We start from the raw sequence: 21,394 nt of genomic DNA, 5'->3' as shown, positions 1-21,394 counted from the left end.
TCCGCCTGTGGACGACCGCAGCAACACTCGACGGCGCCCCGTAAAATAGAGGGGTGGCTCTGACACTCGACGACCTGCCCATCCGCGACGACCTCCGTGGTCAGTCGCCCTACGGCGCGCCCCAGAAGAAGGTGCCCGTCGCCCTCAACGTCAACGAGAACACGCATCCCATTCCCGAAGACGTCGCTCGCGACATCGTCGAGTCGCTCGCTGCTGCCGTCCTCGACGTCAACCGCTACCCCGACCGGGAGTTCACGGCGCTCCGCGAGAGCCTCGCGGGCTACATCGGCCACGGGCTGCGGGCCGACCAGATCTGGGCGGCGAACGGGTCGAACGAGGTGATCCAGCAGATCCTGCAGGCCTTCGGCGGCCCCGGTCGCCGTGCCCTCGGCTTCCCGCCCACCTACTCCATGCACTCCATCATCACGCGGGGCACCGGCACCGAGTGGGTGGAGGGCCGCCGCGACGAGGGGTTCGAGATCACCCCCGAGACGGTGGCGGCCGAGATCCGACGGGTCGACCCCGACCTCGTCTTCCTCTGCGCTCCCAACAACCCGACGGGCACGCCGGTCGAGCTGGCGACGATCGAGGCCGCGTACGAGGCGAGCCGGGGCATCGTCCTCGTCGACGAGGCGTACTTCGAGTTCATGCCCGCCGACCGGCCGAGCGCGGTGACCCTGCTCGAAGGCCGTCCGCGCCTGCTCGTCTCGCGCACCATGAGCAAGGCCTTCGCGTTCGCCGGCGCCCGTGTCGGGTATCTCGCTGCCGATCCGGCCGTGATCGATGCTCTCCGGCTGGTCCGGCTGCCGTACCACCTGTCGTCTCTGACCCAGGCGGCCGCCGTCGCCGCCCTGAGGCACGCCGACGAGATGCTCGCGATGGTCGACGACATCAAGGCGCAGCGCGACCGTATCGTGCACGGCCTGGGCGAGCTCGGCTATCACCCGTGGCCGACCTGGTCGAACTTCGTCCTCTTCGGCGGGGTCGACGACCCGCGAGCCGTCTTCGAGGCCCTGCTCGACCGCGGCATCATCGTGCGCGACCTGGCGATCCCCGGTCACCTGCGGGTCAGCGCGGGCACCGAGGCCGAGACGACCGCGTTCCTCGACGCCATGCGCGACATTAGGCTCGGAGCATGACCACTGAGAGCCCGACCGGATCGAGCGCCGGCGCGGCGAGTCTTCGCCGCACTGCCAGCGTCTCGCGCACCACGAGCGAGTCGAGCATCGAGCTCGCGATCGATCTCGACGGCACGGGAGCCTCGAGCATCGACACGTCGGTCCCGTTCTACGACCACCTGCTGACGGCCCTGTCGAAGCACTCCCTCATCGACCTCGACGTGAAGGCCACCGGCGACACGCACATCGACGTCCACCACACGGTCGAGGACATCGGGATCGCATTCGGCACCGCCCTTCGAGAGGCCCTCGGCGACAAGCGGGGCATCCGCCGCTACGGCGACGCCCTCGTCCCCCTCGACGAGGCTCTCGTCCAGGCCGTCGTCGACGTGTCCGGCCGCCCCTACCTGGTGCACTCCGGCGAGCCCGCCGGCTTCGAGCTCCACCTGATCGGCGGGCACTTCACCGGCTCGATGGTCCGTCACGTCTTCGAGGCGATCACGTTCCACGCCGGCCTCACCGTCCACGTCACGGTGCAGGGCGGCCGCGACCCGCACCACATCGCCGAAGCCGAGTTCAAGGCGTTCGCCAGGGCTCTCCGCGCTGCTGTCGAGCCCGACCCGCGCATCACCGGCATCCCGTCGACGAAGGGGACTCTGTGAGCACCGCCCTTACCGGCGAGCCCGCCTCTGGTGCCAGGCCGCACGTCGTCGTGCTCGACTACGGCAGCGGCAACGTGCACTCGGCCATCAAGGCCCTCGAGCTCGCCGGCGCCGACGTCGAGCTCACCGCCGACAGCGCACACGTCGCTGCGGCCGACGGCCTCTTCGTCCCCGGAGTCGGGGCCTTCAGCGCGGTGATGAGCCAGCTCGAATCGGTCCGCGGAGCCGAGAAGATCGATCGCCGCCTCGCCGGCGGCCGTCCGGTCCTCGGCATCTGCGTCGGCATGCAGGTCCTCTTCGACCGCGGCGTCGAGCGAGGCCAGACCACCGAGGGGCTCGGCGAGTGGCCCGGCAGCATCGAGCCGCTCAAGTCGCAGGTCGTGCCGCACATGGGCTGGAACACCGTCGACGCCCCGGTCGACTCTCAGCTGTTCGACGGCGTCCGTGACGAGCGCTTCTACTTCGTCCACTCCTACGCCGCCCAGGAGTGGTCGCTCGAGGGTCACGGAGCCCGGAAGTCGCCGAAGGTCACCTGGGCCGACCACGGCGGGCCGTTCGTCGCCGCCGTCGAGAACGGTCCCCTCTGGGCGACGCAGTTCCATCCCGAGAAGTCCGGGCAGCCGGGCATCCGCCTCCTGACCAACTGGCTCCAGACTCTCTGAGTCGACCCGGCCCCAGCCTCGTCCTTTCCGCACGGCCCGTCCGTGCCCGCCCCTCCAGAGAGTCCCATGAGCGAGTTCACCTCCACCCCCGCCCTCACCCTCCTCCCCGCCGTCGACGTGGCCGACGGGAAGGCTGTGCGCCTGACGCAGGGGGAGGCCGGCACCGAGACGAGCTACGGCGACCCTGTCGACGCAGCGGCCGACTGGCAGGAGCAGGGAGCCGAGTGGCTCCACCTCGTCGACCTCGACGCCGCCTTCGGCCGGGGCGACAACCGGGCGCTCATCCGCCGGGTCATCCACCACGTCAAGGGTCTCCACGTCGAGCTGTCGGGCGGCATCCGCGACGACCGTTCCCTGGCCGAGGCCCTCGAGACCGGCGTCAAGCGCATCAACCTCGGCACCGCTGCACTCGAGAACCCCGAGTGGGCGGCGCACGCCATCGCGGAGCACGGCGACGCCGTGGCCGTCGGCCTCGACGTCCGCGGCACGACGCTCGCCGCCCGCGGGTGGACGAGAGAGGGCGGAGACCTCTGGGACGTCCTTGCCCGACTCGAGGACGCCGGCTGCTCGCGCTACGTCGTGACCGACGTCACGAAGGACGGCACCCTGCAGGGCCCGAACCTCGACCTGCTGCGGCAGGTCATGGCCCGCACCGACCGTCCCGTCGTCGCGTCCGGGGGCATCTCGAGCCTCGACGACCTGATCGCCCTGCGGGAGCTCGTCCCGGAGGGGCTCGAGGGCGCGATCGTCGGCAAGGCCCTGTACTCGGGCGCCTTCACGCTGCGGGCCGCCCTCGACGTCGCGAGCCGGTGATGGCGGCCCGGCCCGAGCATCCTGCGGTCCCGGGGCACGAGGGGCTCGCCGGCGGCGCCGACAGTGCCGGCACCCCCTGGGCCGGGCGGACGTTCCAGGCGCACGACACGGCGTACGCGGGCGACGACGGGTCCGCTGATCCTGCGCTCGTCCGTGCCCTGGCGCGCTTCCGGGCCCGCGAGGTCTCCGAGGCCGCGGTCGTCGACGCGCTTCGGGGGGCGCGTCTGCTGATCCCGCTGATGGCCCACGCCGGCGACGAGGGGGTCAACGAGCACGGCGTCCGGGTCGACAAGACCCAGGAGCTCGCCATCGTGACGGTCGCCGGCCCCGACGGCCGCAGCGTGCTGCCCGCGTTCTCCAGTGTCGACACCCTCCGCGCCTGGAACCCGGGTGCGCGGCCGGTGCCCGCCGAGACACGCAGGATCGCGATCGCCGCAGCTTCCGAGGCGACCGAGCTCCTCGTCCTCGACCCCGGGTCCGACACGGAGTTCGGAGTGCGTCGGCCGGCGCTGTGGGCACTCGCCCAGGCACTGCCGTGGACGCCCGCCTATGCCGACGACGAGGTGGCCGAGGCGTTCCTGCGGCCGGCCGCGGACGATCCTGCTGTGTCGACCGTGACTGTCGCCGCCGCGTCGCCCGATGCCCGACTGGGCGGCCCCGAGGTCGTCGTCGAGCTGGGACTCCGGCCGGGCCTCGACCGCGCTGCCCTGTCGGCGCTCCTCGCGCGGCTCCAGGAGGCATGGGCCGGCGACGAGGTCGTCGCGACGAGGGTCGACAGCATGGCCGTCCGCGTCGTCGCTGCGAGCTGAGGCCGGCCCCGGCCGGCTCCGGGGCTAGTTGACCGGGCCGGTGTACTTCTCGCCGGGCCCCTTGCCGACGGGGTCGGCGATCGGCGAGGCCTCGCGGAAGGCGAGCTGCAGCGTGCGGAGGCCGTCGCGGAGGGCCCTCGCGTGCGCGTCGCCGATCTCGGGCGCGGCCGCAGTGACGAGGCCCGCCAGGGCTGTGATGAGCTTCCGGGCCTCGTCGAGGTCGGTCTGCGTATCGGGGGAGTCGGCGAGGCCGAGCTTCACGGCGCCGGCGCTCAGGAGGTGGACGGCCACCGTGTTGATGACCTCCACCGCCGGGACGTCGGCGATGTCGCGCTCGGCACCGACGGCGTCGACGCCGTCGCCGAAGGAGTCGTACGGGGATTCGTGCGGGGTGTGGCTCACGTGCATTCTCTCTGCTAAGCTCTCTTCGGCTACGGGGTCTTGCGCCCTGTTACGAAAGTGGAGATTCTCCCACCCGCGCTGATTCTGCAAAGAATCGAGACCGTCCTACAAGGTTACCGGGTTGTTGTGCCCCGGCGTTCCCCGTCACTCGACGAGGTCCGCTCGACAGGGTGCGGTGCCGGCACACGTGTGTGCGGGCACCTGATTTCCTCTTTTCAGCCCGCCCGGTCATCCGCCGGAGCGTTGAAGAAAGAATAAGAGGAGCCCCGCATCAGCGATCCCCGTACCAACGACCGCATCCGCGTCCCAGAGGTCCGACTCGTCGGGCCTGCCGGCGAGCAGGTGGGCGTTGTCCCCATCGCCATGGCCCTGCGTCTCGCGCAGGAGGCCGACCTGGATCTGGTCGAAGTTGCACCGAACTCGAAGCCGCCCGTGGCAAAGATCATGGATTACGGCAAGTTCAAGTACGAGGCGGCCCAGAAGGCCAAAGAAGCACGTCGGAACCAGGCCAACACGATCCTCAAAGAGGTCCGTTTCCGCCTGAAGATCGACACCCACGACTACCAGACCAAGCTCAAGCGCGCGGAGGGCTTCCTCCAGTCGGGCGACAAGGTCAAGGCCATGATCCTGTTCCGAGGCCGCGAGCAGTCGCGTCCCGAGCAGGGCGTCCGCCTCCTCCAGCGCTTCGCCGAAGACGTCGCGGAGTGGGGCACGGTCGAGAACAACCCCACGATCGACGGCCGCAACATGGTCATGGTCATCGGCCCCCTGAAGAACAAGGCCGAGGCGAAAGCCGAGACAGAAGCCCGCAAGGCGGCCAACAAGCCGCCGAAGCACCCCACGAACTCCGAGGCCCCGGCCGCGGAGTCGAAGTCCGCCGAAGCGACCGCCGAGTAGCAGCAGCACTCGGGCGCGAGCCTCGCACCGCCGGGTCACCACTCGCGGTTCCGAAGAAGAAAGTAACGACTATGCCCAAGATGAAGACCCACTCCGGCACCAAGAAGCGGTTCAAGGTCACTGGCACCGGCAAGATCATGAAGCAGCAGGCCGGCATGCGCCACAACCTCGAGGTGAAGTCCGCCAAGCGCAAGGCCCGCCTCAACCAGGACCAGGTGCTGTCCAAGGCCGACAGCAAGGTCATCAAGAAGCTTCTCGGCCGCTGAGTCGATCTGAAACCGTAAGGAACTAGAAAAATGGCAAGAGTAAAGAGGGCCGTCAACGCCCACAAGAAGCGTCGCGTCATCCTCGAGCGCGCCAAGGGCTACCGCGGTCAGCGTTCGCGCCTCTACCGCAAGGCAAAAGAGCAGGGCATCCACTCGCTCGTCTACGCGTACCGCGACCGCCGTGCCAAGAAGGGCGAGTTCCGCCGCCTCTGGATCCAGCGCATCAACGCGGCCTCGCGTGCCAACGGCCTGACCTACAACCGCTTCATCCAGGGCCTCGCTCTGGCCGGCGTCGAGGTCGACCGCCGTCTGCTCGCCGACCTCGCGGTCACCGAGCCCGCCACCTTCGCCGGCCTCGTCGCCACCGCGAAGGCCGCCCTCCCCGCCGACACGTCGGCGCCGAAGGCACAGGTCGCGTAGTTCCCCGGCTGCCTCGGGCATAGTTGTTCTGTGCCCAGCAACCAGATGATCGACAACCCGCGCTCGCCTCGAGTGCGCGCGGTGGCCAAACTGGCCAAGAGAGACGCCCGGTCCCAGACCGGGCTCTTTCTGTTGGAAGGCCCGCAAGCCGTCACCGAAGCCCTGACCTTCCGCCCCGAGCTGGTGGTCGAGCTCTTCGCCACGCCGACGGCTCTCGAGCGCTACACCGAGCTCGCGCAGGCCGCCGTCGACGCGGGGGTCGACATCGAGTTCGTCACCGAGGACGTCCTGCAGGCGATGGCCGACACGGTCACGCCGCAGGGCCTCGTCGCTGTCTGCCGCCAGTTCCCGACCAGCGTCAAAGACATCTTCGGGTCGGGCGACGACGAGGCGCCCCGCCTGATCGCGATCCTGGAGGAGGTCCGCGACCCGGGCAACGCCGGCACGATCATCCGGGCCGCCGACGCCGCGGGGGCCGACGCGGTCATCATGACCGGCAGGAGTGTCGACCTCTACAACCCCAAGGTGGTCCGTGCGACCACCGGGTCTCTCTTCCACGTGCCGGTCGCCGTGGGGATCGAGCTCGCTGCTGTCCTCAAGCGCTGCGCCGAGACCGGCCTTCAGGTGCTCGCGGCCGACGTCAAGGGCGGCGACCTCCTCGCGGCCCGGCAGGAGGGCGTGCTGTCGGCTCCGACGGCCTGGCTCTTCGGCAACGAGGCGCGGGGACTTACCGACGAGAACCTCGCCCTGGCCGATCGAGCGGTCGTCGTCCCGATCTACGGCCACGCCGAGAGCATGAACCTCGCCACCGCAGCATCGGTCTGCCTCTACGAGAGCGCTTTCGCGCAGCGTTCCTGACGCCGCGCGCGGCCGGTCCTCCCGATCGGCTCGAGCGACCGGAGCCGTGAGCGGTGAAGGAGGGGCACAGGGTTCGCTAGGCTTGGTTCTCGTGTCAGACACGCTAGCCATCACCGACGCCTCCGTGGCGGGCGCTGTCGACGCCGCACTCGCTGCGGTGGAGACGGCCTCGACCGTCGCCGCGCTCAAGGTCGTGCGGGGTCAGCACATCGGCGAGGGCTCGGCCCTGGCTCGGATGAACGCCGGGCTCCGCGACCTCCCGAACGACCAGAAGGCCGCCGCCGGCAAGCTCATGGGAGCCGCCCGGGGCCGGGTCAACCAGGCGATCGCCGCCCGCGAGCAGCAGCTCGCCGAGGCGGAGGAGGCCGAGCGTCTCGAGTCCGAGCGCGTCGACGTCACCGCCCTGCCGACGCGTCGCCGCCCGGGTTCGCGCCATCCGCTGAGCCTCCTCCAAGAGAAGATGGCCGACATCTTCATCGGCATGGGATGGGAGCTCTCCGAGGGGCCCGAGCTCGAGCACGAGTGGTACAACTTCGACGCCTTGAACTTCGACGCCGACCACCCGGCCCGCGCCATGCAAGACACCTTCTTCGTCGATCCCGTCGAGCGGCACCTCGTGCTCCGCACGCACACGTCGCCCGTGCAGATCCGGACCCTGCTCGCGAAAGACCTCCCCGTCTACAACGTGGCCACGGGTCGTGTCTTCCGCACCGACGAGCTCGACTCGACCCACACGCCCGTCTTCACCCAGATCGAGGGCATCGCGATCGACCGGGGCCTGACGATGGCGCACCTGCGCGGCACGCTCGAGCACCTGGCCCGCCAGATGTTCGGTGCCGAGGCTCAGATCCGACTCCGCCCCAACTTCTTCCCCTTCACCGAGCCGAGCGCCGAGATGGACGTCTGGCAGCCGCACGCCAAGGGCGGCGCGCGCTGGGTCGAGTGGGGGGGCTGCGGCATGGTCAACCCGAACGTGCTGAGGTCGGCCGGCATCGACCCCGACGAGTACCAGGGCTTCGCCTTCGGCATGGGCATCGAGCGCACCCTCCAGTTCCGCAACGACCTCAACGACATGCGCGACATGGTCGAGGGCGACGTCCGCTTCAGCGAGCAGTTCGGGATGGTGGTCTGATGCGCATCCCGCTGTCCTGGCTCGGCGAGTACACCGACCTCCCCGACGACGTCACGCTCGAGCACGTCCACGAGGCGCTGGTCAGCGTCGGCTTCGAAGAAGAAGACGTCCACCTCTCCGAGGTGACCGGTCCGCTGGTCGTGGGCCAGGTGCTCGAGTTCACGCCCGAGCCGCAGAAGAACGGCAAGACGATCAACTGGTGCCGCGTCGCCGTGGGTCCGAACGCGGCCACCGACGACGACGACGTCCGCGGCATCGTCTGCGGCGCGCACAACTTCGCGGTGGGCGACAAGGTGGTCGTGAGCCTCCCCGGCGCGATCCTGCCCGGGCCGTTCCCGATCGCCGCGCGCAAGACATACGGGCACGTGTCCGACGGCATGATCGCGTCGAGCCGCGAACTCGGTCTCGGCGACGAGCACGACGGCATCCTGCTGCTGAGCGACCTGGGCCTCGACCCGGTGGTCGGCGCCGACGCCATTCCGCTGCTGGGTCTCGACGACGCCGCCGTCGAGATCAACGTCACGCCCGACCGCGGCTACGCCCTGAGCATCCGCGGCGTCGCCCGCGAGTACTCGCACGCGACCGGAGCCGCCTTCCGCGATCCCGTCGCCGAGCAGGAGCCCGCTCCTCGCGAGGGCTTCCGAGTCACCGTCTCCGACGAGGCCCCCGTCCGCGGTCGCACCGGCGTCACCACCTTCACGACTGCCGTCGTCCGCGGCATCGACCCGACCCTGCCGACGCCTCCGGCGATGCGCTCCCGGCTCCGGCTCGCCGGCATCCGGTCGATCTCGCTCCCGGTCGACATCACGAACTACGTCATGCTCGAGTTCGGCCAGCCGCTGCACGCCTACGACCTCGCGACGGTGTCGGGCGGCTTCACCGTCCGCCGTGCCGCTCCGGGCGAGAGGCTCACGACGCTCGACGGCGTCGAGCGCACCCTCGACGCCGAAGACCTCCTCATCACCGACGACGACGGGCCCGTCGGCCTGGCCGGCGTCATGGGCGGTGCCCGCACGGAGGTCACCGCGTCGACGACCGACGTCGTCATCGAGGCAGCGACCTTCGAGCCGATCAGCATCGCCCGGACTGCGCGCCGCCACAAGCTGCCGAGCGAAGCGTCTCGTCGCTTCGAGCGCGGGGTCGATCCCGCGGTCGCCCGCTTCGCTGCCGAGCGCGCCGTGTCGCTCCTCGTGGAGCTCGCCGGCGGCACGAGCGACTCTCTGGGCTCGTCCTTCGACGTCTCCGAGGCACCGGACGCGATCTTCCTGCCGCAGGGCCGCGCCGCATCGCTGATCGGCGTCGACTACGCAGACGCCGAGGTGGAGGAGAGCCTCCTCGCCATCGGTGCCGACGTGCAGAGCGCCGACGGCGGCTGGAGCGTCACGCCACCGACCTGGCGGCCCGACCTCCAGCACTCGGCCGACCTCGTCGAAGAGGTCGCACGCATCACCGGCTACGACCGCATCCCCTCCGTCCTGCCCACCGCCCCTCCCGGCCGCGGGCTGACGCGCGAGCAGGTCCTGCGTCGCGGTGTCTCGACCGGGCTCGCGGCCGCGGGCTTCACCGAGGTCTTCGCCTACCCCTTCGTGTCGACCGCCCGCAACGCGGCGTTCGCGCCCTCCGTCGGCGGTGCCGACCGCCAGTCGCCGGCGGCTCCGGTGCGCCTGGCGAACCCTCTCGACTCCGACGCTCCCGAGATGCGCATGTCGCTGATCCCGGGCCTGCTCGACACCGCGCGCCGGAACCTCTCGCGCGGCCTCGTCGACCTGGCGCTCTACGAGACCGGCTCGGTCTACTTCACGGCTCCGGGGAGGGCAGCCGGCACCGACTTCATCCCGGTCGGCGCAGCCCGTCCCGACGATGCCGTCCTGGCAGATCTCGATGGGAGCCTGCCCGTGCAGCCCCGGCACCTCGCGATCCTGGCGACGGGAACGACCGTCGACAGGCAGCCCGGTCAGCAGGCCGCAGCGACCGATCTGGCCGAGGTGATCGACGCGCTCCGAGTCGCGGCTCGTCAGGTGGCGGCCGAGATCCGTGTCCGCCAGAGTCGGCACGCCTCGCTCCACCCCGGCCGCACCGCAGACGTTCTGGTGGGCGACGAGGTCGTCGGCTTCGCCGGCGAGCTCCTGCCGGCCCTCGCGCTCGATCTCGACCTGCCTCGCACGGTCGTCGTCGCCGAGATCGATCTCGACCGACTCATCGCCCTGGGCCGCACGGAGCCCGAGCCCCGTCCGATCTCGGGCTACCCCGCCGCCACGCAAGACCTGACGCTCGTCGTAGGCGCCGACGCGCCCGCGGGCGAGGTGCTCGACGCGGTCGTCGAAGGCGCGGGCGACCTCCTCGAGGCCGCGCGCCTCGTCGACGACTACCGGGGCGAGGGCCTCGAAGACGGCTCGAAGTCGCTGACGTTCGCGCTGCGGTTCCGCGCGACCGACCGCACCCTCACCGCAGCCGAGGCCTCGGAGGCGAAGCTGGGCGCCGTGCGTCTGGCCGGCGAGCGATTCGGGGCGACGCTCCGCGACTAGTCGTCGCGAGGCGCCGCCGCCCCGATCCCGTCCAGCCGAACATTAGGGTAGAAGCATGCCTTTATCCGTCGCCGTCGCAGGCGCAAGCGGTTACGCCGGGGGAGAGCTCCTCCGACTCCTCACCGCGCATCCGGAATTCGACGTGACGACCGTCACGGCGTTCACCAACGCGGGCCAGCCGCTCATCGCGGCTCAACCCCACCTGCGCTCTCTCGCGCACCTGACACTCCTCGAGACGTCCCCCGAGAACCTCTCGGGTCACGACGTCGTCTTCCTCGCGCTGCCGCACGGCAAGTCCGGCGAGATCACGGCCCAGCTCTCCGACGAGACGCTCGTCGTCGACTGCGGCGCCGACCACCGCCTGACCGACGAGGCCGACTGGGCCGCGTTCTACGGTGGCGAGTTCTTCGGCGCCTGGACCTACGGCATGCCCGAGCTGCTCCATGCGGGCAAGACGAAGCAGCGCGACGAGATCGTCGGCACCCGCCGCATCGCCGTGCCCGGCTGCAACGTCACCGCGATCTCGCTCGGCCTCGCTCCGGGCGTGGAGGCCGGCCTCGTCGAGGTCGACGACATCGTGTCGGTCCTGGCCGTCGGCCCTTCCGGCGCGGGCAAGGCCCTGAAGCCGCACCTCCTCGCCAGCGAGATGCTCGGCTCCGCCTCGGTCTACGGCGTCGGCGGCACGCACCGGCACATCCCCGAGACGCAGCAGAACCTGCGGCTCGCGGGCGGCACCGACGTCCGACTCTCGTTCACCCCCGTCCTCGTGCCGATGGCGCGGGGCATCCTGGCGACGACCACGGCCAGGCTCGCGCCCGGCGCGACCGAGCACGACCTCCGGCGCGCGTGGGAGCTCGCGTACGCCGACGAGCCGTTCGTGACTCTGCTCCCCGAGGGCGAGTTCCCGCGGGTCGCCGACACGATCGGGTCGAACAGCTGCCTGGTCGGGCTCGCCGTCGACGAGGCGGCCGGCCGTGTCATCGTCGTCAGCGCCCTCGACAACCTCGGCAAGGGCACCGCCGGTGCTGCCGTCCAGTCGGCCAACATCGCTCTCGGCCTCCCCGAGACCCTGGGGCTCAGCACCGACGGAGTAGCACCGTGAGCGTCACCGCGGCCCGGGGCTTCGAGGCCTCCGGCGTCGTCGCCGGCCTCAAGTCGACCGGCCTGCCCGATGTCGCCCTGGTCGTCAACCGGGGTCCGAGCTCGGCTGCAGCGGCGGTCTTCACGTCGAACCGCGCCAAGGCCAACCCCGTCCTGTGGTCGCAGCAGGTGCTCGCCGACGGTGTCGCGCGGGCCGTGGTCCTCAACTCGGGCGGCGCCAACTGCTTCACCGGCTCCTTCGGGTTCCAGACCACGCACTCGACGGCCGAGGCGGTCGCCGACGCTCTCGAGATCGGCGCCGGCGACGTCGTCGTCTGCTCGACGGGTCTGATCGGCACCGGAGACCAGGCGTTCCGCGACAAGGTCCTCGCAGGATCGCGCGCGGCCGCTCTCGCACTCGCCCCCGACGGCGGGAGAGATGCCGCGTCGGCGATCATGACGACCGACACCCACCCGAAAGAGGCCGTGGTCCAGGGCGACGGCTGGAGCGTCGGCGGCATGGCGAAGGGCGCCGGGATGCTCGCGCCCGGCCTCGCCACGATGCTCGTCGTGCTGACGACCGACGCCGACCTGCCGGCCGCCGCCCTCGACCGGGCGCTCCGCCAGGCGACGCGGGTCACCTTCGACCGGCTCGACTCCGACGGCTGCATGTCGACGAACGACACCGTCGTGCTGCTCGCGAGCGGTGCCTCGGGCGTCGCGCCGGCAGAGGCCGACTTCGCCGCCGCCGTCACCGAGCTCTGCGCCGACCTCGCCCGCCAGCTCCAGGGCGACGCCGAGGGGGCCTCGCACGACATCACCGTCGAGGTCGTGAACGCGGTCTCGGAGCAGGATGCGGTCGAGGTCGGGCGGTCCCTCGCCCGCAGCAATCTGCTGATGGCGGCCGTGTTCGGCAACGACCCCAACTGGGGCCGCGTCCTCGCGGCGATCGGCACCACGCAGGCGGAGTTCGACCCCTACGACGTCGACGTGTCGTTCAACGGCGTCCGGCTGTGCGCCAAGGGCGCACCCGACCGTCCGGTGACGGAGGTCGACATGACGCCGCGGGCGCTCCACATCCTGCTCGATCTCCACGCCGGTTCCGAGACGGCGACCATCCTGACCAACGATCTCACGCACGACTACGTGCACGAGAACAGCGCGTACTCGAGCTGAGGGCGCTGACGATGGACACAGAACAGGCGATCGCGGCGGTCAAGGCCGCCACCCTCATCGAGTCGCTCCCGTGGCTGAAGAACTACGCCGACAAGATCGTCGTGGTCAAGTTCGGCGGCAACGCCATGATCAACGACGACCTCAAACGGGCCTTCGCCGAAGACATGGTCTACCTGCTCCGCGTCGGGCTCCACCCGGTCGTCGTGCACGGCGGGGGGCCGCAGATCTCGGCCGCGCTGAAGGCGGCCGGCATCGAGTCCGAGTTCCGAGGCGGGTACCGCGTCACGACGACCGAGGCGATCTCGGTCGTCCGCGACGTCCTGGCCGGCGAGGTGAACGCCGAGATCGTCGATCTGATCAACGAGCACGGCGATCTCGCCCGCGGCGTCTTCAGCGACGGGACCGACGAGGCGAAGCTCTTCGAGGGGCACAGGCGCGGCGTCGAGATCGACGGCGAGACCTTCGACCTCGGGCACGTCGGCGACATCACGGCGGTCGATCCGTCGCGGGTCCTGGCCGAGATCGGGGCGGGCCGCATCCCGGTCGTGTCCTCGATCGCGGTCAACGAGCTCGACCCGGACGGCGCGCTGAACGTCAACGCCGATGCGGCTGCCGCGGCACTCGCGATCGCCCTCGACGCCTCGAAGCTCGTCATGCTGACCGACGTCCCGGGCCTCTACGCCGACTGGCCCGACCGCTCGTCGCTCGTCGCCCTCATCTCGGTCGACGAGCTCACCGAGCTCCTCCCGCGACTCGAGAGCGGCATGATCCCCAAGATGACCGCCTGCCTCGACGCCGTCGTCGCGGGCGTCGGGGGAGCGACCATCATCGACGGCCGCATCCCGCACTCGATCCTCCTCGAGATCTTCACCCAGCGCGGTGCGGGCACCGAGGTCGTCCCCAACGGCAAGCCGAGCACCTACGTCCGACTGAGCCCCTCCCACCAGAACACGAACGAGCAGAAGAAAGGACAGTCATGACCACGACCACCCAGACAACCGAAGGCACGTGGCAGCGCCGATTCGGTGACTCCCTCATGAAGTCCCTTTCGACCCCGAAGGTGATGCTCGCTCGCGGCGAGGGCTGCCAGGTGTGGGACGTCGACGGCAAGCGGTACCTCGACTTCCTCGCCGGGATCGCGGTCAACGCCCTCGGGCACGCGCACCCGGTGCTCGTCGACGCGGTCTCCCAGCAGGCCGCCACGCTCATCCACGTCTCCAACTACTTCGCCACGCCGGCCCAGGTCGAGCTCGCCGAGCGCCTCAAGCGCATCACGGGCGCGGGCGATGAGGGCCGCGTGTACTACGGCAACTCCGGAGCCGAGGCCAACGAGGCCGCGTTCAAGCTGATGCGGCTGAACCGCGGCGCCGACGGCTCGAAGACCAGGATCCTGGCACTCCAGAGCTCGTTCCACGGTCGCACCATGGGCGCTCTCGCCCTGACCGGCAAGCCCGCCCTCCGCGAGCCGTTCGAGCCGATGCTGCCGGGCGTCGAGCACATCGACACCACGATCGAGGCTCTCGAGCACGCGATCGACGACCGCGTCGCCGGCATCATCATCGAGCCGATCAAGGGCGAGGCCGGCGTCGTCGACCTGCCCGAGGGGTTCCTCGAGGCGGCGCGCGCCCTGACCACGGAGCACGGGGCGCTCCTCGTGCTCGACGAGATCCAGACCGGCGTGGGCCGGACGGGATCCTGGTTCGCGTTCCAGCAGTTCGGCATCACGCCCGACGCGATCACGATCGCCAAGGGGATCGCCGGCGGCATCCCGATCGGCGCTCTCGTCACGTTCGGCTCGGCCTCCGACCTCTTCGAGGCGGGTCAGCACGGCTCGACCTTCGGCGGCAATCCTTTCGCGACGACCGCCGCCAACGCGGTCCTCGGCGAGATCGAGGACGCCGGTCTGATCGACAACGCCAGTCGACGCGGTCACCAGATCCGGGAGGCCATCGCTGCGCTCGCGTCGCCGCACGTCGACGAGATCCGGGGCCGCGGCCTCCTGATCGGCGTCGGGCTCCGTCAGCCGATCGCCGACGAGATCTCTGCCCGCGCTCTCGAGGCGGGCCTCATCATCAACGCCGCGAACGACTCGAGCATCAGGATCGCGCCGCCGCTCATCGTGGGCGACGCCGAGATCGCCGAGTTCATCGAGATCTTCGCCGCCGTCCTGAAGGGCATCTGATGCCGAGGCACTTCCTTCGCGACGACGACCTCGACCAGGCCGAGCAGTCGGCGATCCTGGATCTCGCGGCGACCCTGAAGGCCGACCGCTATCTGGAGCGCCCGCTCGTCGGGCCTCAGACGGTTGCAGTGATCTTCGACAAGTCCTCGACCCGGACGCGCGTCTCGTTCGCGGTCGGCATCGCCGAGCTCGGGGGTCAGCCGCTGATCCTCGAGACCGCGTCGAGCCAGCTCGGCGGCAAGGAGACCCCGAGCGACACCGCCCGGGTGCTCGAGCGCCAGGTCGCCGCCATCGTCTGGCGGACCTACGCCCAGGCCGGTCTGGAGCAGATGGCCGAGGGGGCCCTCGTCCCCGTGGTCAATGCGCTCTCCGACGACTTCCACCCCTGCCAGCTGCTGGCCGACCTCCTCACGATCCGCGAGCGGAAGGGTGCTCTCGCAGGCCTGACGGTCGCGTTCGTGGGTGACGGCCGCTGCAACATGGCGCAGTCGTACCTCCTCGCCGGGACGACGGCAGGCATGCACGTCAGGATCGGCGCGCCCACCGAGTTCGCCCCCGAGGCCGCTGTCGTCGCGGACGCCGAGCGGATCGCCGCAGCGACCGGCGGCTCGGCGACGGTCGTGACCGACGCGGTCGAGGCGGTCCGCGGTGCCGACATCGTCGTCACCGACACCTGGGTGTCGATGGGCAAGGAAGACGAGAAGGCCCACCGGGTCGCGACCTTCGGGTCGTACAAGGTCGACCAGGCGCTCATGGCCCAGGCCGACGACGAGGCGATCTTCCTGCACTGCCTCCCGGCCGACCGGGGCTACGAGGTCGAGGCCGACGTCATCGACGGCCCGCGGAGCGTCATCTGGGACGAGGCGGAGAACCGCCTCCACGCCCAGAAGGCCCTCCTCACCTGGCTGCTCTCGCAGTAGCCGACCTCAGACACCACTCACACCGACACACACGAATCAAGGAGAATCATGGCAGATCGCGTAGTCCTGGCCTACTCGGGCGGGCTCGACACCTCTGTCGGCATCGGCTGGCTGAAGGACGCCACCGGCAAGGAGGTCGTGGCTCTGGCCGTCGACGTCGGGCAGGGTGGCGAAGACATGAACGACGTGCGCCAGCGCGCGCTCGACTGCGGTGCCGTCGAGTCGATCGTCGTCGACGCGAAGGAGGAGTTCGCCGACGACTACCTGATGCCGGCGCTCAAGGCCAACGCCCTCTACCAGAAGCGCTACCCGCTGGTGTCGGCGCTCAGCCGTCCGCTCATCTCGAAGCACCTCGCCCTCACGGCGAAGTCGCTCGGCGCCGACTCGGTGGCTCACGGCTGCACCGGCAAGGGCAACGACCAGGTCCGTTTCGAAGCCGCGGTCGCAGCGCTCGCCCCCGACCTCACGAGCATCGCCCCGGTCCGCGATCTGGCTCTCACCCGCGACAAGGCGATCATCTACGCCGAGGAGCACGGTCTCCCGATCCGCCAGAGCGCGGCGTCGCCGTACTCGATCGACAAGAACGTGTGGGGCCGCGCCGTCGAGACGGGCTTCCTCGAAGACCCGTGGAACGCACCCATCGAAGACCTCTACGAGTACACGCAAGACCCCACGGTCCAGAAGGACGCCGACGAGATCACCATCACCTTCGAGGCGGGCATCCCGGTCGCCATCGACGGCGTGAGTCTCTCGGCTCTCGCCATCGTCGAGAAGATGAACGAGCTCGCGGGCAGGCACGGCGTCGGCCGCATCGACGTCGTCGAAGACCGTCTCGTCGGCATCAAGAGCCGCGAGGTCTACGAGGCCCCGGCCGCGATGGCCCTCATCGAGGCGCACGAGGCCCTCGAGAGCCTCACTCTCGAACGCGACGTCAGCCGCTACAAGCGCGGCGTCGAGGCGGAGTGGTCGAACCTCGTCTACGACGGCCTCTGGTTCGGCGGACTCAAGCGGTCGCTCGACGTCTTCATCGACGACACCCAGAAGTACGTCTCCGGAGACATCCGTCTGAAGCTGCAGGGCGGCCGCGCGACGGTCACCGGCCAGAAGAGCGCGCAGAGCCTCTACGACTTCGACCTCGCCACCTACGACACCGGCGACACCTTCGACCAGTCGCTGTCGAAGGGCTTCATCGAGCTGTGGTCGCTTCCGTCGAAGATCTCCGCCCGCCGCGACCTGGCGCAGTAGTCGTGTCCGATTCGTCGAGCTCGTCCCGGGCTGCGGAGGCGGGCGCCCTGTGGGGCGGCCGCTTCGCGTCCGGGCCGAGTCCCGAGCTCACAGCCCTCAGCCGGTCGACGCAGTTCGACTGGCAGCTGGCGCCGTACGACATCGCCGGGTCCCGCGCGCACGCGCGAGCGCTCCACGCCGCCGGCTACCTCGACGACGCGGAGCTCCCCGTGATGCTCGACGCCCTCGAAGCGCTCGAGCAGGGAGTCGTGGAGGGTCGGCTCACCGCGGCCGAGACCGATGAGGACGTCCACTCCGCCCTCGAGCGGCACCTCATGGCGATCGCCGGGCCCGAACTCGGGGGCAAGCTCCGCGCCGGCCGAAGCCGCAACGACCAGATCGCCACTCTCGTCCGCCTGTACCTCCGCGACCACGGCCGGGTCATCGCCCATCTCGTCACGGAGCTCGTCGACGCCATCGCCGGGCAGGCCACCAGGCACGACCGCGCTGTCATGCCGGGCCGGACGCACCTCCAGCACGCTCAGCCCGTCCTGCTCGCCCACCACCTGCTCGCACACGCGTGGCCGCTGGTCCGCGACCTGGAGCGCCTGCGCGACTGGTCGGTCCGGGCCGGTGCGTCGCCCTACGGGTCGGGTGCTCTGGCAGGATCCTCGCTCGGTCTCGATCCTGCGCTGGTGGCCCGCGAGCTCGGCTTCGACCGCACCACCGAGAACTCCATCGACGCCACCGCCTCGCGCGACGTGGTGGCCGAGTTCGCCTTCGTCACCGCCTCGATCGGGATCGACCTCAGCCGGCTCGCCGAGGAGGTCATCCTCTGGAACACGCGCGAGTTCGGCTTCGTCCGCCTCGACGACGGCTACTCGACGGGCTCGTCGATCATGCCGCAGAAGAAGAACCCGGACATCGCGGAGCTCGCGCGCGGCAAGGCGGGCCGGCTCATCGGCAACCTCACCGGACTCCTGGCGACGTTCAAGGGCCTGCCGCTGGCCTACAACCGCGACCTCCAGGAAGACAAGGAGCCCGTGTTCGACACGGTCACCCAGCTGGAGGTGCTGCTGCCCGCCTTCACCGGGATGATCGCGACGCTCGAGTTCGACGAGGACCGCCTCGCCGAGCTGGCGCCACAGGGATTCTCGCTCGCGACGGATGTCGCGGAGTGGCTGGTCAAGCAGGGCGTGCCGTTCCGTGACGCTCACGAGATCAGCGGCGCCCTGGTGCGGTTCTGCGAGCAGAACGGCCTCGACCTCGACGAGCCGACCGACGAGCAGTACGTCGAGGTGTCGCCGCACCTCACCCCGGAGATCCGCGGCGTGCTGACGGTCGAGGGGTCGATCGCCAGTCGCGACGGTGTCGGGGGCACGGCTCCGGCGCGGGTCGCCGAGCAACTGGCAGCCCTGACCGCTCGTGTCCGCGAGCTCGTCGCGTACTTCGCTCCCGAGCGGGCGTGACGACGATGGCACGCGACACCGGTCGTCCCGGCTCGACCGACAAGCACCCCAGGGCTCGCCCCTGGCTGCTCCCGACCGTGGCGACGGTCGCCGTCGTGATCGTCGTGGCCGCGATCGTCTACACGATCGCGACCGGCCAGCGCTTCTTCTAGATCTCCGTCGCGACTCCATGACGACCCCGCTCGACCGGCCCGCTCTCGACGCAGCCCCGCTGCTGCTCGGAGCAGTCTTCCGGTCGGGCGGGGTCGCTGTCCGTCTCACCGAAGTCGAGGCCTATCTCGGTGAGGGTCGAGACTCCGGTTCGCACGCCCACCGCGGCATGACCCCGCGAAACGCGAGCATGTGGGGACCCCCGGGAACCCTCTACGTGTACCTGTCGTACGGCATCCACCGCTGCCTCAACCTCGTCTGCGGCCCGGAGGGCTCCCCGTCCGGAGTCCTCCTGCGCGGGGGAGAGGTCGTCGACGGACTCGACATCGCCCGCCTCCGTCGACCCACGGCGAGGCGCGACGCCGACCTTGCTCGCGGCCCGGGCAACCTCGGGACTGCGCTCGGTATCGAGCTCGCCGACAACGGGTCGAGCATCGCCACGCCCCCGTTCTCGCTCGAGTTCCCTATCGTGCCCGAGCGCAGGATCCTGTCGTCACCCCGAGTGGGCGTCTCCGGTGTCGCAGGCACCGACGCGTATCCCTGGCGCTTCTACGTCGACGACCCGACCGTCTCCGCCTACCGTGCGGCGGTCTCGCGTCGGCGTCCGTGACGAGGCCCTCCGCTAAACTCACGGGGTGACGAGTCAATCGACGGCCGACCTCCTGGCCACCCAGACGAACGATCCCTCCTTCGAGAACGTGTGGGACGAGATCGTCTATCGCGGGCTCGTCCACGTCTCGACCGACGAGTCCGCGCTCCGAGAGCTCCTGGCCGGGCCCCCGATCACGTACTACTGCGGGTTCGACCCGACCGCGCCGAGCCTGCACCTCGGCAACCTCGTGCAGCTGCTCCTCCTCCGGCGTCTCCAGCTCGCTGGCCACAAGCCGCTCGGACTCGTCGGCGGCTCGACCGGTCTCATCGGCGATCCCCGTCCGACTGCTGAACGGACGCTCAAGACGCGCGAGCAGACGGCCGAGTGGGTCGACCGCATCCGCGTTCACGTCGAGAAGTTCCTGTCGCCCGAGGGCGAGAACGGCCTTCGAGTCGTGAACAACCTCGACTGGACCGAGCCTCTGTCGGCCATCGAGTTCCTCCGCGATATCGGCAAGAACTTCCGCGTGGGCACGATGCTCAAGAAAGACGCCGTCTCGGCCCGGCTGAACTCCGACGCCGGCATCAGCTACACCGAGTTCAGCTACCAGATCCTGCAGGGGCTCGACTTCCGCGAGCTCTACCGGACGTACGGGTGCGTCCTCCAGACCGGTGGCAGCGATCAGTGGGGCAATCTCACCAGCGGGACCGAGCTGATCCGGCGCACCGAGGGTGTCTCCGTCCACGCCATCGGCACCCCGCTCGTCGTGAATTCCGACGGCACGAAGTTCGGCAAAAGCGAGGGGAACGCCGTCTGGCTCGATCCGTCGATGACCTCGCCGTACGCGTTCTACCAGTTCTGGCTCAACCAGGACGACAAAGACGTGATCGATCGCCTCAAGGTCTTCACGTTCCTCGGCCGTGCCGAGATCGAGGAGTACGCGGCGCAGGTAGCCGAGCGGCCGTTCGCTCGGGAGGCCCAGAAGCGACTGGCACTGGAGGTGACGTCGCTCGTCCACGGTGTCGACGCCGCGCAGGCTGCGATCGACGCGTCGGCCGCGCTCTTCGGGCAGGGCGATCTGGCGGCTCTGCCGATCGACGTTCTCGAAGCGGCCATCGCCGAGCTCCCGAATGCGGAGGTCGATGCGACCACCACGGTCTCGCAGGCTCTCGTGGCCACCGGTCTCGTCGCGTCGCTCGGGGCTGCCCGACGCGCGGCGGCCGAGGGCGGGGTCTACGTGAACAACGAGCGGGTGTCCGACGAGTCGGCGCCGGTCGCGTCCCTGGCTCTGGCCGGAAAGCATGCCGTTCTGCGACGCGGCAAGAAGACGCTCGCCGGCGTCACGGTCGCCGACTGAAGGCCGCCATCGCTGCTCCTCTCGAGAGGCCGCTTTCTGCCCTGTGTTGTCGTGTTTTGGGGCGGGGGGTGGCCTTTCGGCGCAGGATCAGGGGTTTTGTCGGGTGGGGGTGGTGCGACACGCCCGGGATGTGGGTGGGATTTGCTGGTTGGGTGTGGGGGACGTAATGTTTCTTCCTGTCAGCCCAAAGGAATGAAAACGGGCCGGGTCTTGTGCCTGGCTAACCTTCCTCAAGTGGTGGCTCCTTCCCCCTCGTTCCTTCTTGTGAGTTGAACGGGTTGTGGGTAGGGTGGTAAGTCCTCACCTTGCAGGTTCGCTTGCATGCCTGGTGCTCTTTTATGGGGGCTGGGAAGTCTAGTCGTTCACGGTCTTCGGGTCGGGTTTGACAGGGCCCGGAGGGGTGGGTAGGGTTTCACAGTTGCTTCCGACGAGCGCCATGGTTTTGGTGTGGTTCGGGGTGCGTTTGGTCCTTGAGAACTCAACAGCGTGCACATTGTCAAATGCCAAATTATACCTCGGCATTCGATTCTTTCTGTCACTCCTTCGGAGTAACGGATGGTCGGGTGCTTGGTTTCTTTGAGATTGAAATGGACAACAATCGTCAGATTGTTTTGTTCTTTTGGTCAGCATCAAACTTGCAGTGGTCAGCCTATTCCGGTTGCTGCTGTGTTTTTCTTTTA

General features: G+C 69.7%; 22 protein-coding genes. 21 read left to right on the top strand and 1 reads right to left on the bottom strand.

Going from position 1 to position 21,394, the window contains the following annotated elements; genetic code table 11:
- Positions 1-53: 53 nt before the first annotated feature.
- The 5 genes from ABD733_RS11515 to ABD733_RS11495 all read left to right on the top strand — a co-directional run bounded on the left by ABD733_RS11515 (position 54) and on the right by ABD733_RS11495 (position 4,064).
- Positions 54-1,139: a histidinol-phosphate transaminase gene (locus tag ABD733_RS11515; protein ID WP_344796312.1), complete on the top strand. Its 1,086-nt coding sequence runs from the start codon at positions 54-56 to the stop codon at positions 1,137-1,139.
- Entirely contained in the window at positions 1,136-1,780 is a 645-nt protein-coding gene (gene hisB / locus ABD733_RS11510; protein WP_344796310.1) for an imidazoleglycerol-phosphate dehydratase HisB, read from the top strand. Before ABD733_RS11515 ends, hisB begins: the two co-directional genes overlap by 4 nt.
- Positions 1,777-2,442, top strand: coding sequence for an imidazole glycerol phosphate synthase subunit HisH (gene hisH, locus ABD733_RS11505; RefSeq protein WP_344796308.1), 666 nt, complete (start codon positions 1,777-1,779; stop codon positions 2,440-2,442). Before hisB ends, hisH begins: the two co-directional genes overlap by 4 nt.
- 66 nt (positions 2,443-2,508) lie before the next feature.
- A complete protein-coding gene (gene priA, locus ABD733_RS11500; protein WP_344796306.1) occupies positions 2,509-3,255 on the top strand; it encodes a bifunctional 1-(5-phosphoribosyl)-5-((5-phosphoribosylamino)methylideneamino)imidazole-4-carboxamide isomerase/phosphoribosylanthranilate isomerase PriA in 747 nt (248 codons plus the stop codon).
- Positions 3,255-4,064, top strand: coding sequence for an SseB family protein (locus ABD733_RS11495; protein WP_344796304.1), 810 nt, complete (start codon positions 3,255-3,257; stop codon positions 4,062-4,064). Before priA ends, ABD733_RS11495 begins: the two co-directional genes overlap by 1 nt.
- A gap of 24 nt (positions 4,065-4,088) precedes the next feature.
- On the opposite strand, the gene ABD733_RS11490 is transcribed toward ABD733_RS11495, so the two are convergent.
- Complete coding sequence (locus ABD733_RS11490; protein WP_425552911.1) at positions 4,089-4,466, bottom strand: DUF1844 domain-containing protein; 378 nt, start codon at positions 4,464-4,466, stop codon at positions 4,089-4,091.
- A gap of 270 nt (positions 4,467-4,736) precedes the next feature.
- Between ABD733_RS11490 and infC the strand changes: the two genes are divergently transcribed.
- The 16 genes from infC (at position 4,737) to tyrS (ending at position 20,714) form a co-directional block, all read left to right on the top strand.
- On the top strand, positions 4,737-5,363 hold the full coding sequence (gene infC / locus ABD733_RS11485; protein WP_344797019.1) for a translation initiation factor IF-3: 627 nt from the start codon (positions 4,737-4,739) through the stop codon (positions 5,361-5,363).
- A 71-nt stretch (positions 5,364-5,434) separates the two neighbouring features.
- Complete coding sequence (gene rpmI, locus ABD733_RS11480) at positions 5,435-5,629, top strand: 50S ribosomal protein L35 (RefSeq protein ID WP_344796302.1); 195 nt, start codon at positions 5,435-5,437, stop codon at positions 5,627-5,629.
- 30 nt (positions 5,630-5,659) lie between these two features.
- The gene (gene rplT / locus ABD733_RS11475) at positions 5,660-6,049 is read left to right on the top strand and encodes a 50S ribosomal protein L20 (protein ID WP_344796300.1); all 390 of its coding nucleotides are present in this window, start codon (positions 5,660-5,662) and stop codon (positions 6,047-6,049) included.
- Positions 6,050-6,094: 45 nt separating this feature from the next.
- The gene (locus ABD733_RS11470; protein WP_344797017.1) at positions 6,095-6,907 is read left to right on the top strand and encodes a TrmH family RNA methyltransferase; all 813 of its coding nucleotides are present in this window, start codon (positions 6,095-6,097) and stop codon (positions 6,905-6,907) included.
- A gap of 91 nt (positions 6,908-6,998) precedes the next feature.
- Entirely contained in the window at positions 6,999-8,039 is a 1,041-nt protein-coding gene (gene pheS, locus ABD733_RS11465; protein WP_344796298.1) for a phenylalanine--tRNA ligase subunit alpha, read from the top strand.
- Entirely contained in the window at positions 8,039-10,564 is a 2,526-nt protein-coding gene (gene pheT, locus ABD733_RS11460) for a phenylalanine--tRNA ligase subunit beta (protein ID WP_344796296.1), read from the top strand. The genes pheS and pheT overlap by 1 nt, the downstream gene beginning before the upstream one ends.
- Before the next feature lie 55 nt (positions 10,565-10,619).
- Complete coding sequence (gene argC / locus ABD733_RS11455; protein ID WP_344796294.1) at positions 10,620-11,666, top strand: N-acetyl-gamma-glutamyl-phosphate reductase; 1,047 nt, start codon at positions 10,620-10,622, stop codon at positions 11,664-11,666.
- Positions 11,663-12,820, top strand: coding sequence for a bifunctional glutamate N-acetyltransferase/amino-acid acetyltransferase ArgJ (gene argJ / locus ABD733_RS11450; RefSeq protein WP_344796292.1), 1,158 nt, complete (start codon positions 11,663-11,665; stop codon positions 12,818-12,820). Before argC ends, argJ begins: the two co-directional genes overlap by 4 nt.
- 11 nt (positions 12,821-12,831) lie before the next feature.
- Entirely contained in the window at positions 12,832-13,800 is a 969-nt protein-coding gene (gene argB, locus ABD733_RS11445; RefSeq protein WP_344796290.1) for an acetylglutamate kinase, read from the top strand.
- Entirely contained in the window at positions 13,797-15,002 is a 1,206-nt protein-coding gene (locus tag ABD733_RS11440; RefSeq protein ID WP_344796288.1) for an acetylornithine transaminase, read from the top strand. The genes argB and ABD733_RS11440 overlap by 4 nt, the downstream gene beginning before the upstream one ends.
- Positions 15,002-15,922 carry an ornithine carbamoyltransferase gene (gene argF / locus ABD733_RS11435; protein ID WP_344796286.1) on the top strand — a complete coding sequence of 307 codons (921 nt, stop codon included), beginning with the start codon at positions 15,002-15,004 and terminating at the stop codon, positions 15,920-15,922. Before ABD733_RS11440 ends, argF begins: the two co-directional genes overlap by 1 nt.
- A gap of 48 nt (positions 15,923-15,970) precedes the next feature.
- Positions 15,971-17,167: an argininosuccinate synthase gene (locus ABD733_RS11430; protein WP_344796284.1), complete on the top strand. Its 1,197-nt coding sequence runs from the start codon at positions 15,971-15,973 to the stop codon at positions 17,165-17,167.
- Between the two features lie 2 nt (positions 17,168-17,169).
- Entirely contained in the window at positions 17,170-18,615 is a 1,446-nt protein-coding gene (gene argH / locus ABD733_RS11425) for an argininosuccinate lyase (RefSeq protein WP_344796282.1), read from the top strand.
- Positions 18,612-18,767, top strand: coding sequence for a hypothetical protein (locus tag ABD733_RS11420; protein ID WP_344796280.1), 156 nt, complete (start codon positions 18,612-18,614; stop codon positions 18,765-18,767). The genes argH and ABD733_RS11420 overlap by 4 nt, the downstream gene beginning before the upstream one ends.
- A 17-nt stretch (positions 18,768-18,784) precedes the next feature.
- On the top strand, positions 18,785-19,375 hold the full coding sequence (locus ABD733_RS11415; protein WP_344796278.1) for a DNA-3-methyladenine glycosylase: 591 nt from the start codon (positions 18,785-18,787) through the stop codon (positions 19,373-19,375).
- Between the two features lie 25 nt (positions 19,376-19,400).
- Entirely contained in the window at positions 19,401-20,714 is a 1,314-nt protein-coding gene (gene tyrS / locus ABD733_RS11410; RefSeq protein WP_344796276.1) for a tyrosine--tRNA ligase, read from the top strand.
- Positions 20,715-21,394: the final 680 nt, after the last annotated feature.

Source organism: Frondihabitans peucedani, from assembly GCF_039537585.1.
Classification (GTDB): Bacteria; Actinomycetota; Actinomycetes; order Actinomycetales; family Microbacteriaceae; genus Frondihabitans; species Frondihabitans peucedani.
The sequence above is the reverse complement of the archived record's forward strand: the minus strand, read 5'-3'. Positions and strand labels throughout refer to the sequence as shown.